General features: G+C 68.1%; 14 protein-coding genes. 8 read left to right on the top strand and 6 right to left on the bottom strand.

The genetic code is table 11. The features are described 5' to 3' along the window. Window positions 1-75 precede the first annotated feature (75 nt). The gene (locus tag BM228_RS10965) at window positions 76-849 is read left to right on the top strand and encodes an RNA methyltransferase (protein WP_208612019.1); all 774 of its coding nucleotides are present in this window, start codon (window positions 76-78) and stop codon (window positions 847-849) included. Here the strand turns inward: BM228_RS10965 and BM228_RS10960 are convergent, their stop codons facing one another. Next, window positions 850-1,032, bottom strand: a complete 183-nt coding sequence (locus BM228_RS10960; protein ID WP_092039873.1) for a hypothetical protein — start codon at window positions 1,030-1,032, stop codon at window positions 850-852. A 110-nt stretch (window positions 1,033-1,142) separates the two neighbouring features. Between BM228_RS10960 and ccmA the strand changes: the two genes are divergently transcribed. Continuing rightward, entirely contained in the window at window positions 1,143-1,778 is a 636-nt protein-coding gene (ccmA, locus tag BM228_RS10955) for a heme ABC exporter ATP-binding protein CcmA (RefSeq protein ID WP_092039871.1), read from the top strand. Then, window positions 1,775-2,443: a heme exporter protein CcmB gene (gene ccmB / locus BM228_RS10950; RefSeq protein ID WP_092039869.1), complete on the top strand. Its 669-nt coding sequence runs from the start codon at window positions 1,775-1,777 to the stop codon at window positions 2,441-2,443. The genes ccmA and ccmB overlap by 4 nt, the downstream gene beginning before the upstream one ends. A 53-nt stretch (window positions 2,444-2,496) precedes the next feature. Here ccmB and BM228_RS10945 read toward each other — a convergent pair whose 3' ends face one another. After that, the gene (locus BM228_RS10945; protein WP_139234075.1) at window positions 2,497-3,201 is read right to left on the bottom strand and encodes a hypothetical protein; all 705 of its coding nucleotides are present in this window, start codon (window positions 3,199-3,201) and stop codon (window positions 2,497-2,499) included. Beyond that, window positions 3,198-4,337 (bottom strand): hypothetical protein, encoded by a 1,140-nt coding sequence (locus BM228_RS10940; RefSeq protein WP_092039864.1) that lies wholly within the window; start codon window positions 4,335-4,337, stop codon window positions 3,198-3,200. Before BM228_RS10940 ends, BM228_RS10945 begins: the two co-directional genes overlap by 4 nt. Window positions 4,338-4,567: 230 nt before the next feature. On the opposite strand from BM228_RS10940, the gene rpsT reads away from it, so the two are divergent. From rpsT to BM228_RS10920, 4 genes are all read left to right on the top strand, one after another. After that, entirely contained in the window at window positions 4,568-4,834 is a 267-nt protein-coding gene (rpsT, locus tag BM228_RS10935; protein WP_058190105.1) for a 30S ribosomal protein S20, read from the top strand. A 486-nt stretch (window positions 4,835-5,320) separates the two neighbouring features. Then, window positions 5,321-6,817: a chromosomal replication initiator protein DnaA gene (dnaA, locus tag BM228_RS10930; protein WP_092039862.1), complete on the top strand. Its 1,497-nt coding sequence runs from the start codon at window positions 5,321-5,323 to the stop codon at window positions 6,815-6,817. Between the two features lie 210 nt (window positions 6,818-7,027). Then, window positions 7,028-8,236, top strand: coding sequence for an acetyl-CoA C-acetyltransferase (locus BM228_RS10925; RefSeq protein WP_092039859.1), 1,209 nt, complete (start codon window positions 7,028-7,030; stop codon window positions 8,234-8,236). A 122-nt stretch (window positions 8,237-8,358) separates the two neighbouring features. Continuing rightward, a complete protein-coding gene (locus BM228_RS10920) occupies window positions 8,359-8,868 on the top strand; it encodes a DUF2059 domain-containing protein (RefSeq protein WP_092039856.1) in 510 nt (169 codons plus the stop codon). Between the two features lie 33 nt (window positions 8,869-8,901). Here BM228_RS10920 and BM228_RS10915 read toward each other — a convergent pair whose 3' ends face one another. Beyond that, a complete protein-coding gene (locus BM228_RS10915; RefSeq protein WP_092039854.1) occupies window positions 8,902-9,681 on the bottom strand; it encodes an EAL domain-containing protein in 780 nt (259 codons plus the stop codon). 113 nt (window positions 9,682-9,794) lie between these two features. Between BM228_RS10915 and BM228_RS10910 the strand changes: the two genes are divergently transcribed. Beyond that, window positions 9,795-11,993: a 3-hydroxyacyl-CoA dehydrogenase NAD-binding domain-containing protein gene (locus tag BM228_RS10910; protein ID WP_092039851.1), complete on the top strand. Its 2,199-nt coding sequence runs from the start codon at window positions 9,795-9,797 to the stop codon at window positions 11,991-11,993. A 165-nt stretch (window positions 11,994-12,158) separates the two neighbouring features. Here the strand turns inward: BM228_RS10910 and BM228_RS10905 are convergent, their stop codons facing one another. Next, a complete protein-coding gene (locus BM228_RS10905; protein ID WP_092039849.1) occupies window positions 12,159-13,019 on the bottom strand; it encodes a 3'-5' exonuclease in 861 nt (286 codons plus the stop codon). Window positions 13,020-13,089: 70 nt separating this feature from the next. Then, on the bottom strand, window positions 13,090-15,519 hold the full coding sequence (gene ligA, locus BM228_RS10900; protein ID WP_092039847.1) for an NAD-dependent DNA ligase LigA: 2,430 nt from the start codon (window positions 15,517-15,519) through the stop codon (window positions 13,090-13,092). Window positions 15,520-15,542: the final 23 nt, after the last annotated feature.

Here is a 15,542-nt window from a genome sequence, read left to right as displayed (position 1 = left end):
GGCGCGGGCTGTCATCCGGCCGGCTTCGTCACCCGGCCCTCGACGGGCGGTCGCCCCCTGTGCCAGAGGGCCGGCATGACGACCCCAGACGCATCGAGCGAGAAGCCGACGAAGATCACCGAGGTGCCGCCGGGGATCGCCCCGGTGGTGATCCTGGTGGAGCCGCAGCTCGCCGAGAATATTGGCATGACCGCCCGGGCCATGGCGAATTTCGGCCTGTCGGAGTTGCGTCTGGTCAACCCGAAGAACGGCTGGCCCAAGAAGGGCGTGCGCGAGGCGGCCTCGGGCGCGACCCACGTGCTCGACCGGGCGACGATCCACGGCAGCGTCGCCGAGGCGATCGGTGACCTGCACTACGTCCTTGCCACCACGGCCCGCGAGCGCGGACAGATGAAGCGGGTCTTCGCCCCGGAGGCCGCCATGGGCGAGCTGGTCGCCCGGGAGGGGCAACGCAATGCGGTGATGTTCGGCCGCGAGCGGGTGGGGCTCACCAATGACGAGGTCTCGCTGGCCGATGCGATCATCACCTTCCCGGTCTCGCCGGACTTCCCCTCGCTGAATCTCGCGCAGGCGGTACTGCTGGTCGGGTATGCCTGGCGCCAGGCCAGCGGGCGGGCGGTCCTGCCGTTCTCGGGGGAGCTGCTGTCGCCGCCGGCCACCCGCGAGGCGCTGATGTCGCTGTTCGGCAGCCTGGAGACGGCCCTCGACGAAGCCCGGTTCTACCCGCCGGAAAAGCGGGAGATCATCGCCCGCAACATGCGCGACATGCTCCACCGCATGAGCCTGACCGAGCAGGATGTCCGCACTTTCCGCGGCGCGCTGCGGGCGCTGACGCGAAAGGGGACCTGATCAGTCGGCGGCCTGCATGTCGGGCGGCTTGCCGCCGCCGAAGCAGCGCCCCACCGCCTCCCAGAACGCCGCCTGTTCCTCGGACGTGCAGAGCGCCATCCGCGCCTCGACCAGCGCCCGGCCTGCCATCGCATCCGCCGTCGCGGCGACTTCGGCCTCGGTCGGGTTGTGTGCCTCGTTCATCGGAGCCTCCGGTACCGGAGAAAAAGACGCAGCGTAGCGGCACGGTTCCGTTGCGGGCCGCAATCGGGCATGGAGGCGCCGCGCGTCGGCGGGAGAGGGTGGGGTATCGGGTGCGGCTCAGCGTGGACAATCTCGCCTGCCGCCGCTCCGGGCGCCGCATTTTTTCCGGTCTGGCCTTCGCCCTCGGGCCGGGTGATGCCCTGGCGGTGACCGGGCGGAACGGCGCCGGGAAATCGAGCCTGCTCGCGATCCTGTCGGGCCGCTTGCGGCCAGATGCCGGGCGCATCGACGTGGCCGAGGTCGGCGAGGCGAGCCTGCCGGAATTTCTCCACGTCGTCGGCCATCGCGACGGGCTGAAGAGTTCGCTGACCGCCGGCGAGAACCTGCTGTTCGCCCAAAAACTCCTCGGTGCGCCGCGCCTGTCGCCCCGGGATGCGCTGGAGCAGCTCGGCCTCGGCCATGCCCACGACCTGCCGGTGGGCTACCTGTCGGCCGGCCAGAGGCGGCGGGTGGCCTTGGCGCGGCTGCTGGTCTGCGAGCGCCCGCTCTGGCTCCTCGACGAGCCGACCGCGGCCCTGGACACCGCCTCGCAGGTCTTGCTTGCCGGCCTGATGGCGGCGCATCGGGCCGGCGGCGGCCTCGTGATCGCCGCCACCCACCAGGCGCTCGGCCTCGACGGGGCGGCAGAGCTGCGCATCGAGGCGTCGGCCGCTCCGGAGCCCGAGCCCCTGGAGGATTGGGCGTGACCCGCGCGATCCTCGCCCTGATCGCCCGCGACCTGCGCCTGGCCGGTCGGGTCGGCGGCTCCGGTGCCCTGTCGCTGGTGTTCTTCCTGATGATCGTCGCCCTGGTGCCGTTCGCGCTGGGGCCCGACCTCAACCTGCTGTCGCGGATCGGACCCGCGATCCTCTGGCTCGCCGCGGTGCTCTCGACCCTGATCGGCCTCGACCGACTGTTTCAGGCCGACGAGGAGGACGGCTCCCTCGACCTGATGAGTGCCGCCCCGGTGCCCCTCGAAGGCATCGTGCTCGCCAAGGTCACGGCCCATTGGCTGACCACCGGTCTGCCCCTGGCGCTCGCCTCGCCGCTCTTCGGCCTCCTCGTCGCCCTGGACGGCACCGCCATGGGCGCCACGGCGCTGACGCTGCTCGCCGGAACCCCGGCGCTCAGCTTCATCGGTGCGGTCGGAGCGGCGCTGACTGCCTCGATTCGCCGGGGCGGGCTGATTCTCGCCGTCTTGGTCCTGCCGCTGATGATTCCGAGCCTGATCTTCGGCGTCTCGGCCGCCCAGGCGGCGACGGGCGGCACGGTGCCGTTCCTGGTGCCGCTGGCGGTGTTGGCGGCGCTGACCCTGATCGCCGCCGTAGTCGGCACGCTGGCGGCGGCGGCGGCTTTGCGCTGGCCGGAGTGATCGTTTGCTGTCGTGCACTGTATGCTGCGATCTTCAACCCGTCAGACGATACTTCACGCACCGAGTTCAAGTGGGAACGGTGTCGGAAGCCAATAAGACTCAAGCTTCGTGCCGATGACGTTGGAGGCCTCCCAGCCGTGCAGCAACCGCGCCAATGCCGCGCGATCGTCAGCCATCAGCGGCTCGGTCAACAAGCACCACTGATCGTACTGGCGTTGGCTCCGAGCGTCCTGGAGGACCGTTCCGGTCACGTAATGATGCATCACGGCCTGCCACGTCGCTTGTGCGGCCGAAATCTCGCCGAGGGCGACATGCATGAGCGTCTTCCAGGGCGGATAGTTTGCGAAGGGGTTCTGCGGGTGTGGGCGCAGGAACGCGATCGTCTTCTCCAAAGTGTCGAGGCTGTCGAACAGAGGTAGGATCTCGGCCTCGACCTGATCGACGAAATCGCCGGGCATGGTCGGGTCATCCCACTCGAAGAGACCGGTCTGCCCCTCGGGCCGGTAGCGCAGCGACCGGCCAAGCAGGCCGAACGTTCTACCCAAGGCGATGTAGGCAGAGTCCGAAGGCTCAAACAGGGTGTCGACATGCCATTCGACGGTGAAGTAACCTCGCTTTGGTCGATTATCGATGTAAACATACCGAGTGCAGTGTGTAACTGGGCAGAAACATACGATGTTTCCGGCGACCATCACCAGATTGTTATGCCGGGCGAACAAAGGGCCGGCTAATCTTTTGATCTGCGGAGCCGAGCTCATAATTCCGGTCTCTTTTGAATCATGATGATTCGTCGAAGGCCAGGATATGATTTTGCCGCGGCTGCAACGAGCTGCGCAGCGCGGGCCATCGAAATCTCCCCGTTGCCGGTTTTGTAGTCGTAGATGCACACGGTCTGCGAGGCTCTGACATTTTCCAGCAGGTCGAGCCTGACGTTTCCAGGGCGTCGTGCATTCGGCTTATGTCCAGAAGGGTCAAGTAGGAGTTCGGCTTTGAAATCCTGATCCGCTTGTAAATTCACCCGTCTCGCGATTTCGATATGGACTTTGTTGCCGAAATCCGTCGCGTTCCGATAGTTTCCCGACGCCCTGTCCGTTTTCGCGACTTCATTGGTCATGGCTCGAACTTCGCCGTTGCGTGGGCAAGCACCGTCGAGAGCTTGCTGACCGATTGGTCCGACCCAGATCGCCATGTTCGCCTGAGAACTCGCGTCGAGCGCATATTCGTGCGCAGTTAGCCCCAGCACTGCTCCGAAGCCGTTCTTGCGCGCTGACAGAACCGTCAGCAGCGAAAGGGCGAGTTCGAGCGTTCGCGCTGACTGAATCGCCGCAAGAGCGCCTTCGATCGCCAACGGCACAGCTGGAAGGAAAGCTGGCTGCACGAGGGGTTCCGAGACGAAGTCCGTCGCCGTGAAGATGCTGCGCGACAGCACATCGCCGGTTTGACCGTCTAGGATTGTTTGCGTAGCGCCGGATGTCTCGAAGATCCGGCGCTCGCCGTCCGGCGCTGTAACGGTGTGTTGTTCATCGAAGGATTTTCGCCCAGCATGCACTCGGATCGAGAGGACGCGCGTCCCATCCTCGAGCGTCGTGCTGTCCGTAAGTGCGGGCGGATCCTGTGGGGACGGTCCGCCGGGTCGATCCTCGTGGAGCGAGGCCCACTGGCCACCGCCGGGACCCTGCACCCACTCGCCGCCGTTTGGCTGTCCTGCTGGGGCGCGTGGCTGCGTCTCCCAACCTTTGGCTTGGAGCTGCCGCTGCAGGCGGATCAGCTTGGTCTCCAGTACGAGACCGGCGAGAACGTTGCGCAGGACGATAGACTCGCTGTGCGCTTGAGACTTTTCACGCATCGTGGCCAAGCCCTGCCAGACCGCCCATTCCGTGGCCGCCTGAAACAAAACAAGAACATAGGAAAAATGTCAAGATCTAAGAACTTGGGCTCGCGCCGATAGCTGCGGGCTGTTCCGCGTTGACGCGCCGCATCGCGCTAATTATAGAGGCCGCTTCGCCGAGGGGCCGCGCTTTCGCGCGCGCTGCGTCTCGGCCATCGCCTGACAACCTGATGCGACGACCGATTTCCGGCTGAGCCGGCCCGTCGGCATCGCCCGACGAAGAGAACGAGGACTCCATGGCCAACACCGCTTCGGCCAAGAAAATGACCCGCAAGATCGAGAAGCGCACGGCGGTCAACCGCTCGCGCCGCTCGCGCATGCGCACCTTCGTCCGCAAGGTCGAGGAGGCGATCGCCACCGGCAACCAGCAGGACGCCCTGGCTGCCTTGCGGGCCGCCGAGCCCGAGATGATGCGCGCTGCCCAGCACGGCATCGTCCATAAGAACAACGCTTCGCGGAAGGTCTCGCGCCTAGCCGCCCGGGTGAAGGCGCTGGCCGCCTAAACCGCCACCGCAGCACTGGACGAGACAAAGCCCGGCCGTCGCGCCGGGCTTTTTCGTGTCCGCTGTCCGGATGCGTCGGATCGCTCAGCGCCCGGGCCGTCGCGAAGCGTTAACCCTAGACCAGAATTTCGCGCGTTGCAGAGTCTAAGGGCGGCGTGTAGCTTAACAGAAACTGACGGCGTTCAAGCAAAAGCCGCCGATATCGGGACGAGAGCGAATCAATCCGATTCGCCAAGACTCTAGCAAGCGGTCTGGTTGGGGCAGGAAACACTTGCGGTTGGGAATCTGGGCCATCCCCACAAGTCCCACTGTTAAAGGAACTGTAGGTAATTGTTGATAGGCTCTTCCAATCGGCAAAAGTTCCTCGGTGGGGAGTTGACTCCACTCAAGGGATCTGTCCCGCCCGGTCATGCGGGACGCTGAGGGCGTAAATCGTGCGTACGCGCGGCCTGCGGGTTTCCGCCGGCGGCGTCGGGAGAGCCAGTGATGCGTGTCGACGGAACGGTGGCGAGCGACGACGAGGGAGGCCGCAGCGGCGGCAATACGGATTTCGGATCCGCCTGGGCGCGGGTGAAGCGTCGGCTGCGCGCCGAGCTCGGCGAGGACGTATTCGCCAGCTGGTTCGCCCGCCTGGAACTCGAGGGCGTCTCGGCCGGTACGGCGCGGCTGACGGTGCCGACGCGCTTCCTGAAGAGCTGGATCGAATCTCACTACCTCGACCGGGTGCTCGGCACCTTCAAGGCAGAGGCCGAGGAGATCGCCCGGATCGAGGTCGGCGTGCGCGGCACCGGCGCCCCGGCCCGCCCCGCGGTCGTCGGCGCCCCGAAGGCCGGCCCGGCCAGCGGCCCGCTCGCCCGGCTCCACGCCACCAACACGCCGGCTCCCGTGGCCGCTACTGTCGCGACCGCCTCCGAGCAGCGGAACGCCGATGCCGGGGGTGACCTTAGCGGCACGCCGCTCGACGCCCGTCTGACTTTTTCCAGCTTCGTCATCGGCCGCTCGAATGCGCTGGCCCACGCCGCCGCCGAGCGCGTGGCCCGGCACCAGGGCGAGGGCGCGCTCTACAACCCGCTCTATCTCCATGCCGGTGTCGGCCTGGGCAAGACCCACCTGTTGCACGGCATCGGCCACGCCGCCCGCGAGGCCGGGCGCCGGGTGATCTACCTGACCGCCGACCGGTTCATGTACGGCTTCGTCAACGCCCTGAAGACCCAGTCGGCGCTCGCCTACAAGGAGCGGCTGCGCGGCATCGACCTGCTGATCCTGGACGACGTCCAGTTCATCCAGGGCAAGTCGATCCAGGCCGAGTTCGGCCACACCATCAACGCGCTGATCGATGCCGGCCGGCAGGTCGTCGTCGCCTCGGACCGGCCTCCGACCGAGCTGGAAGCGCTGGACGAGCGGGTCCGCTCGCGTCTCGGCGGCGGCCTTGTGGTCGAGATCACCGCTCTGGACGAGGCCCTGCGGGTCTCGATCCTGTCGGCGCGGCTTGCCGCGGTGCGGGCCGCTCATCCGGGTTTCGACGTGTCGCCGCAGGTCGCGACCTACGTGGCCCGGGCGATCACCGCCAACGGCCGCGACCTCGAAGGGGCGGTCAACCGGCTGCTGGCCCATGCCACGCTCACCGGCACCGCCGTGACCATGGAGACCGCCGAGAGCGCGATCCGCGACCTTGTGAAGAACCGCGAGCCGAAGCGGATCAAGATCGAGGACATCCAGAAGCTGGTCGCCTCGCGCTACAACGTCTCGCGCTCGGACATCCTGTCGGAGCGGCGCACCGCCGCCGTGGTCAAGCCGCGCCAGATCGCCATGTACCTATCGAAGGTGCTGACCCTGCGCTCGCTGCCCGAGATCGGTCGCCGGTTCGGTGGGCGCGACCACACCACCGTGCTCCATGCCGTGCGTAAGATCGAGAAGCAGATCGGCGAGGACGCAGTGCTCGGCGATGAGGTCGAGCTCCTGAAGCGCATGCTGCAGGACTAGGATCCCGCCGGGACCCAGGCTGACCGACCTCGCGACCGCGCTCGATCGAACCCCGATCGGGCGCGGTTTCGTTTCAGGCGCCTGTCGGGCCGGCCGTTTCCCTGTGGCCCGGGATGGTGCGACGCGTATGGGCCGTGGCAGACTGGCGTCCAGCGAGTCGGCCCGGTATGGCCGCGTCGCCAACAGGCAAGAACATGCTGGGGAACGCCGATGCCCGAAGCCTTCATCTACGATCACGTCCGCACGCCCCGCGGCCGTGGAAAGGCGGATGGCGCGCTGCATGAGGTGACGGCCCTGCGGCTGGCCGAGACCGCCCTGCGGGCGCTCAAGGACCGCAACGGCCTCGATACGGCTTTGGTCGATGACGTCATCCTCGGCTGCGTCGACCCGGTGGGCGAGGCGGGCGGCGACATCGCCCGCGCCGCGGCCCTCGTCTCCGATTACGGCGACCACGTCCCGGGCGTCCAGATCAACCGCTTCTGCGCCTCGGGCCTCGATGCGGTGAACTTCGCCGCCGCACAGGTGATGAGCGGCCAGCACGAGATGGCGGTGGGCGGCGGCGTCGAATCGATGAGCCGCATCGGCATCGGCGCCTCGGGGGGCGCGTGGCCGGTCGATCCGGCGATCGCCATCAAATCCTACTTCATGCCGCAGGGCGTCTCGGCCGACCTGATCGCCACCAAGTACGGCTTCTCTCGCGACGATTGCGACGGCTACGCGGTCCGCTCGCAGGCGCGCTCGGCCAAATCCTGGGCGGACGGTCTGTTCGGTGGATCGGTGGTGCCGGTGCGCGACGTGAACGGCATCACGCTGCTCGACCGCGACGAGCATATGCGCCCGGGCACCGACATGCAGTCTCTCGCCGCGCTGAAGGCCTCCTTCGTTCAGATGGGCCAGATGGGTGGGTTCGACGCGGTGGCGACGGATGCGCATCCGGATGTCGAGACGGTCAACCACGTCCACCACGCCGGCAACTCGTCGGGCATCGTCGATGGCGCCGCCGCCGTGCTGATCGGCTCCAAGGCGGCCGGCGACGCCGCCGGGCTGCGGCCCCGGGCGCGGATCCGGGCGTTTGCCAATATCGGCTCGGACCCGGCCCTGATGCTCACTGGCCCGGTCGACGTCACCCGGAAGGTCCTGGCCCGGTCCGGTCTGAGCCTGTCGGACATCGACCTGTTCGAGGTGAACGAGGCCTTCGCGGCCGTGGTCCTGCGCTTCTGCCAGGCGTTCGATCTCGATCCCGAGATCGTCAACGTCACCGGCGGCGCGATCGCGCTCGGTCATCCGCTGGGCGCCACCGGGGCGATGATCCTCGGGACGGCGCTCGACGAGCTGGAGCGCACCGGCAAGGAGCGCGCCCTGGTCACGCTCTGCATCGGCGCCGGCATGGGGACCGCCACGATCATCGAGCGGGTCTGAGACCAGACTGCGGCGCGGGAGCCGGTGGGGGCCGCTCCCCAAAGCCCGGGAACGCTGCTAGAGGCGCGGACGACGTGCGGCGCGAATCCGGGCCGAACGATAACAAATTGGGAGTCGAGCCCTTGAACCGCCTGATCGCGACGCTCTGCCTGGGCGTCTCCATGAGCCTGCCGCTCGCTGCGCGCGCCGACGAAGCGTCGGACCGCGTGACCGCGGCGACCGCGCTCGTGAACAAGACCCTGATCAAGAACCTCCAGACCGGCTTCAACGTCGCCCTGGAGAAGACCGTGGCGCCGATGCCGGAATCGCGCGCCGAGGCCGTGCGCAAGGAACTCACCGACGAGTTCGAGAAGCAGCGCGGCATCATGATCGAGGGGCTATCGAAGGAATACGCCCAGAAGTTCACCCTGGCCGAGCTTAAGCATCTCGACGAGATTTACGCCGACCCGACCTACCTGAAGTTCCAGACGATGAACGCCGATCCCAACTCGGCGGTCACGGCGATCTCGCAGAACTCGGTGACGAAGCTGCTCAATATGCTGGCGGTGGCTGCGGCCACCGACAACGCGCCCAAGACCGGGGCGCCGCCGGTTCCGCCGCCGGCGGCTCCGCCCGCTCCGGCACCGAAGTAGCCCATGACCTCCCCCGCGCGCGATCGGCTGGCTTCAGGCCGCGCGCGCGGCCGCCCGATGGCCGAACCCCTCGACGGGGGGCAAGGCTTCGAGCTTCGGCTTGGCGAAGTGATAACCCTGCATCAGCGTGATCCCGAGGCCGCGCAGGGCCTCACGCTCCGCCGCGGTCTCGATGCCTTCCGCCAGCACGGTGACCCCGAGGGCCCGGGCGATGGCGATGACGCCCGCGACGATCGCGTGACGGCCGGCATCGGTGTCGATGCCGCGCACAAGCTCCATATCGATCTTGATGAGATCGGGCCGGAAATTCGCCAGCAGATTCAACCCGGCGAAGCCCGCGCCGAAATCGTCGAGCGCCGTCAAGAAACCCTGCTGGCGATAGGCGGCGACGATGCGCTTCACGTGCTCGATGTCTTGGAACCGCTCCTGCTCGGTGAATTCGAACATGATGCGCCGGTACGAGAACTCGACCCGCCGGGCCGCCTCCAGGGAGGCGCGGATGCAGGCATTCGGCTCATAGACCGCGTTCGGCATGAAGTTGATCGAGAGCCGCGTGTCGCTGTCCCGGGGGAACAGGCGCCCGGCCAGCTCGATCGCCTTCACGCGCGCAGCCTGATCGAACTGGTAGCGCGTCGCGTCGGTCACCCGGTCGAGGATCGTGCCCGCCGGCTCTCCGTTGGGCCCGCGCACCAGAGCCTCGTAGGCCCAGACGTGTCCCGATCCGACGTCGAGGATCGGCTGGAACGCCATCGTGAAGTCGAAGTCGAGAGCGGCGCCGTCGCGGCAAGCGCGGCAGCCTTTGTCCTTCGTCATGTGCCGATTCCGTCGGTACCCCCCGACCGGCGGATCATGCGCCCCAGCACTCAATGCAACCTTAACGCAAAACCCTCGGCTTTTAGACGGCGTAACTTTGAGAGGACGGCACCATGACGCTGACGGATTTCCACTTTGAGATCGATTCAGACGGCGTTGCGATGGCGACCTGGGATATGCCCGGCCGGTCGATGAACGTGATCACCGAGGGGGTGATGGACCAGCTCGAGCAGATCATCGAGCAGGTCGCCTCGGACGCCGCGATCAAGGGCTGCGTCATCGCCACCGGCAAGGACAATTTTTCCGCAGGCGCCGACCTCACGATGCTGCAGGCGCACCGCCGGGCCTACGAGCAGTTGAAAGCCGAGCAGGGCGAGGAGGTGGCGATGCGCCACTTCTTCGAGGCGTCGCGCCGCCTCTCGCTGCTGTTCCGCCGGCTCGAGACCTGCGGCAAGCCGTTTGCCGCAGCGATTCAGGGCCTGTGCCTGGGCGGCGCCTTCGAACTGGCCCTGTCCTGCCATCACCGGGTCGCTTCGGACGACGCGAAAACGCGGGTCGGCCTGCCGGAAATCAAGGTCGGGCTGTTCCCGGGCGGCGGCGGCACCCAGCGCGTCGCCCGGCTGATGCAGACCGGCGACGCGCTCCAGATGCTGTTCAAGGGCGAGCAGATCCGCGCGCCCATGGCGAAGGGCATGGGCCTGATCCACGCGGTGGCGCCGCAGGCCGAGATCGTCGAGCGCGCCAAGGCCTGGATCCGCGAGGGCGGCTCCGCGGTCGCCCCCTGGGACGTGCCGAAGTTCAAGGCGCCCTCCGGCAAGGTCTACTCGCCGGCCGGCATGATGATCTGGCCGCCGGCCAACGCGATCTACCGCCGCGAGACCCACGACAATTACCCGGCCGCCAAGGCGATCCTGGCCTCGGTCTACGAGGGCCTGCAATTGCCCATGGACCTCGCCCTGCGGGTCGAGAGCCGGTACTTCGCGCATATCCTGCGCTCGAAGGAGGCGGCGGCGATGATCCGCACGCTGTTCATCTCCATGGGCGAGCTGAACAAGGGCGCCCGCCGGCCCAAGGACGTGCCGGCCACCAACTTGCGGCGGGTCGGGGTGATCGGCGCCGGCTTCATGGGTGCCGGCGTCGCCTACGTCACCGCCCAGGCCGGCCTCGAAGTGGTGCTGGTCGACCAGTCGATCGAGGCCGCAGAGAAGGGCAAGGCCTACGCCCACACGCTGATCACCGGCCAGATCAACAAGGGCCGCGCCAAGACCGCCAATCGCGACGCGCTGCTCGGTCGGATCACGACCACGGCGGATTACGCCACCCTCAGCGGGTGCGACCTCGTGATCGAGGCGGTGTTCGAGGATCCCAAGGTCAAGGCCGAGGTGATCCAGAAGGTCGAGGCGGTGATCGGCCCCGACACGATCTTCGCCTCCAACACTTCGACGCTGCCAATCACCGGCCTGGCGAAGAGCTCGCAGCGGCCGGATCGGTTCGTGGGCATCCACTTCTTCTCGCCCGTCGAGAAGATGATGCTGGTCGAGATCATCAAGGGCGAGGCCACCGGCGACGCGGCGCTCGCCACCGCCCTCGATTACGTGCGGCTGATCAAGAAGACACCGATCGTCGTGAACGACGCCCGCGGCTTCTTCGCCAACCGCTGCGTCGGCGCCTACATCCTCGAAGGCCACAAGATGCTGGCCGAGGGCGTGCCGCCCGCGATGATCGAGAGCGCCGGGCGCCAGGCCGGCATGCCGGTCGGGCCGCTCTCGCTCAACGACGAGGTCGCCCTGGACCTTGTGCTGAAGATCGCCAAGGCCACCGAGGCGCAGGTGGGGGAGGGGGCGGTCGACCCGGCCCAGAAGTCGATCCTCACCGCTATGGTCGAAGGCCAGGGCCGGCTCGGGCGCAAGAACCGCAAGGGCTTCTACGATTACCCGGAAGGCGCGCCCAAGCGCCTCTGGCCGGGCCTGGCGGAGCTGCAGCCCAATCGGCTCGACCCGGAGGCGGTGAACTTCAACGAGCTGAAGCAGCGGCTCCTGGTGGTGCAGGCGCTGGAAGCCGCCCGCACGGTCGGCGAGGGCGTGGTCACGGATCCCCGGGAGGCCGATGTCGGCTCGATCCTCGGCTTCGGCTTCGCGCCCTTCACGGGCGGTACCCTGTCCTACATCGACTTCATGGGCGCGGCGTCCTTCGTGGCGCTCGCCCGCGGCCTAGAGGCCAAGCACGGCCCCCGCTTCCGGGTGCCCGACACCCTGGCGGCCATGGCCGAGCAGGGCGGGACTTTTTACGGGGAGCACAAACGCGCCGCCTGATATTTTGGCCGAGGCCCATCAGACCAGGGCCAGAGAGCCGTTCCCGACCGCCTCGGGAACGGCTCGCCTCGCGGCGTCGACGGCTGATCACGCACCGGTATATCGGCGCGATCAATATCGAGCGCGTCGCCGCGTTACGAACGCCTTCAGCCAGGAAAGCCACCGTCAGGCGACGCGGACCTTCGCGCCGAGCATGCGGGCGAGCAGTTCGACATCGTTGGCGTTGTCGGAGAGGAGGTCGGTGATGTCGCCGACTTCCAGCGCTTTCACGTGGCGGCAGCGCATCCCGTAGCGGCCGGCCGTGCAGGTGCAGCGCAGCTGTGGGCCGCCGGCCCGCTCTTCCAGCACGACGTTGTATTGGTTGCCGGTGGAGCCCCGGATCGTGAAGCTCAGCGCCGAGGGCGCCGCCGGAAAGGCGGCCAGCGCCCGATTGCTGATCGCCCCCGGAGCCCGGCGGGGGAGGGTGGGTCCGCCCGTCACTCGGGTGATTGGCACACCGATCGCCGCGGCGAGGCCGTGGACGTCCGGCGTCTCGGTCTCGCGCATGGCCGCCAGCGCGATCGCCGCGCAGGCATAGGCATCCTCGCCGGCATCGTGATGCTCGAAGCGGATGCCGAGGCGCCGGGCGACCTTGCCGAGGCCACACCCCTCCTGCGCCGGAAACACCCGCCGGGAAATCTGAACGGTGCAGAGATAGGACAGGGCCGGCACCGGCAGGCCGGCGCGGGCCAGACCGGCGCGCAGCACGCCGATATCGAAGCTCGCGTTGTGGGCCAGGATCAGGCCGCTGGACAGGTCGCCGAGATACGGCGCCATCACCCCGGCGAAGTCCGGTTGATCCGCAACGTTGGCTGGCAGGATGCCGTGGACCCGGATGTTGCCCGGCGAGAACCGCATCTCCGGCGGGCGGATCAGATGGCTTTCCCGCCGCACGATCCGCCCGTCCGCGATCCAGGCGAGCCCCACCGCGCAGGCGCTGTCGCGCCGCTCGTTGGCCGTCTCGAAGTCGAGGGCCAGGACCGTCATCGCGGGTGGACCATGCCGGGGAACGTTCTCGGGGTGTTCCCGACCGGTCTAAGCCCGCGCGACTCGCGCTTCAACCCTGGGCGACCATCCCCAGCCAATCGTCCTCCGACACGACCCGGACGCCGTGCTTCTCGGCATCCTTCAGCTTTGACCCGGCGCCCGGGCCCGCGACGACGAAGTCGGTCTTGGCCGAGACCGATCCGGAGACCTTCGCGCCCAGCCGCTCGGCCACCGCCTTGGCTTCGTTGCGGGTCATTTTTTCCAGGGTGCCGGTGAACACCACGGTCTTGCCGGCGAAGGTCGAAACCGCGGCCGGCCGCTCCATCGGCTCGACCGTCACCTGTTCAAGCAGGGCATCGACCGCGTCGGCATTGTGCGGCTCGGAGAAGAACAGGATCAGCGCGTCGGTCGCCACCGGGCCGATCTCGCCGTCATCGGCGAACAGGCGGTAGGCATCGCCGGGCTTCTGCGCGGCGGCCCGGGCGAGGGCGGCCCGCACGCCATCAGCATCGCCGTAATGCTGAAGCAGATTCTCGCGCTGTGGGGCGCTGAGGCGGGCACGCGGCGCGTCGGAAGGCGTGTCGTCTGGGAAGCCGAGATCCAGCAGGCGATCCCGGGTCGTGCCGCCGACCCGCGGCACGGCGGTCAGCTCAACCCAGTCCGGCCCGGGCTGCACGGCAGCCGCCTCGCGGATCGCCGCGATCAGCGACGGCATGTCCGGAAAGCGCTTGGCCAGGGCCTTGGCGGTGGCCTCGCCAATCTGCGGGATGCCGAGGGCGAAGAGCAGGCGGTTCATCGGCACCGTCCGGCGTCCCTCGACGCCGGCGAGCAGATTCTTGATCGCCTTGTCTTCCTCTTCGCCCTTCTTCTTCGCGGCCTTCTTGGGCGGCTCGGTCGCCCCGGCCTCGGCGCGCCGCTCGGCCGAAAGCGCCTCGCGCCGGGCCACGACGGCGGCCTTCAGGGTCTCGAAGTCGAGCCGGAACAGGTCGGCGGGCTGGCGGACCAGCCCGGCCTCGAACAGGACCTCGATATAGGTCTCGCCGAAGCCCTCGATGTCGAAGCCGTTGCGCGACACGAAGTGCTTCAACCGCTCGACCCCCTGCGCCGGGCAGATCAGGCCGCCGGTGCAACGCCGGATCGCGTCTGGGCGGCCGGTGCGCGGGTTGATCGCCCGCACCGCGCGGCTGCCGCAGGCGGGACAGGTCTCGGGGAAGGTGTAGGGCTGCGAATCCGGCGGCCGCTTGGTCAAGTCGACATCCATGACCTTCGGGATCACGTCGCCGGCCCGAACCACCGTGACGGTGTCGCCGACGCGGATGTCGCGCCCGTCGCGGATCGGCTCGCCGTCGCCGCCGACGCCCTTGACGTAGCCCTCGTTGTGGAGAGTCGCGTTGGAGACGACGACGCCGCCCACCGTCACCGGTTTCAGCTTCGCCAGGGGGTTGAGCGAGCCGGTGCGGCCGACATTGATGACGATGTCCTCCACCACCGTCGTCGCCTCCTGGGCGGCGAACTTGTGGGCCAGCGCCCAGCGGGGCGAGCGCGAGACGAAGCCCAGCCGCTTCTGCAGCGCCAGATCGTCGACCTTATAGACGACGCCGTCGATGTCGTAGCCGAGCCCGGCCCGGTCCGCCTCGATCCGACGATAATGGCCGAGCATCGACTCGATGTCGGTGAAGGTCTGGGTGAGCGGGTTCACCGGCAGACCCCAGGTGGAAAAGCGTTTCAGGACGCCGGACTGCGTCTCGGCAATCGGCCCCGAGAGCTCCCCCCAAGCATAGGCGAAGAATTTCAGCGGCCGGGAGGCGGTGATGCTTGGGTCGAGCTGGCGCAGGCTGCCGGCGGCGGCGTTGCGCGGATTGGCGAAGAGCGGCTTGCCGGCCGCCTCCTGGCGCGCGTTGATCGCGGCGAAATCCGCGTGCGACAGGTAGACCTCGCCGCGCACTTCGCAGATCTCCGGCCAGCCGGTGCCGGCGAGCGTCGCCGGAATGTCGTGCACGGTCCGGGCATTGGCGGTGACGTTCTCGCCGACTTCGCCGTCCCCGCGGGTCGCCGCCGTCTCGAGCTGGCCATTCACGTAGCGCAGCGACAGGGACAGGCCGTCGATCTTCGGCTCGGCCGTAAAGGCGAGCGGCGCGTCTTCGGCAAGCCCGAGGAAGCGGCGGACCCGGGCCACGAACTCGCTGACTTCCTCCGGATCGAAGGCGTTGCCGAGCGACAGCATCGGCACGGCATGCCGGACCTTGGCGAACTTTTCCGAGGGCTTGGCACCCACCGAGGTGCTGGCCGCCCCAGTCCCGGCGAGATCCGGGAAACGGGTCTCGATCTCTTCGAGGCGGCGGCGCAGGCGGTCGTACTCGGCGTCCGAAATCTCGGGCGCGTCCTCCTGGTGGTAGAGCCGATCGGCCTCCTGGATCGCCTCCGAGAGCCGCGCATGCTCGGTGCGCGCCTCCTCGGCGGTGAGGTCGAGTTCGGGCGTGTCGGGTTTCGCGGCTGGCATGGGGGCGTTCTAGCGCATCGCGC

Source organism: Methylobacterium pseudosasicola (assembly GCF_900114535.1).
Classification (GTDB): Bacteria; Pseudomonadota; Alphaproteobacteria; order Rhizobiales; family Beijerinckiaceae; genus Methylobacterium; species Methylobacterium pseudosasicola.
The sequence above is the reverse complement of the archived record's forward strand: the minus strand, read 5'-3'. Positions and strand labels throughout refer to the sequence as shown.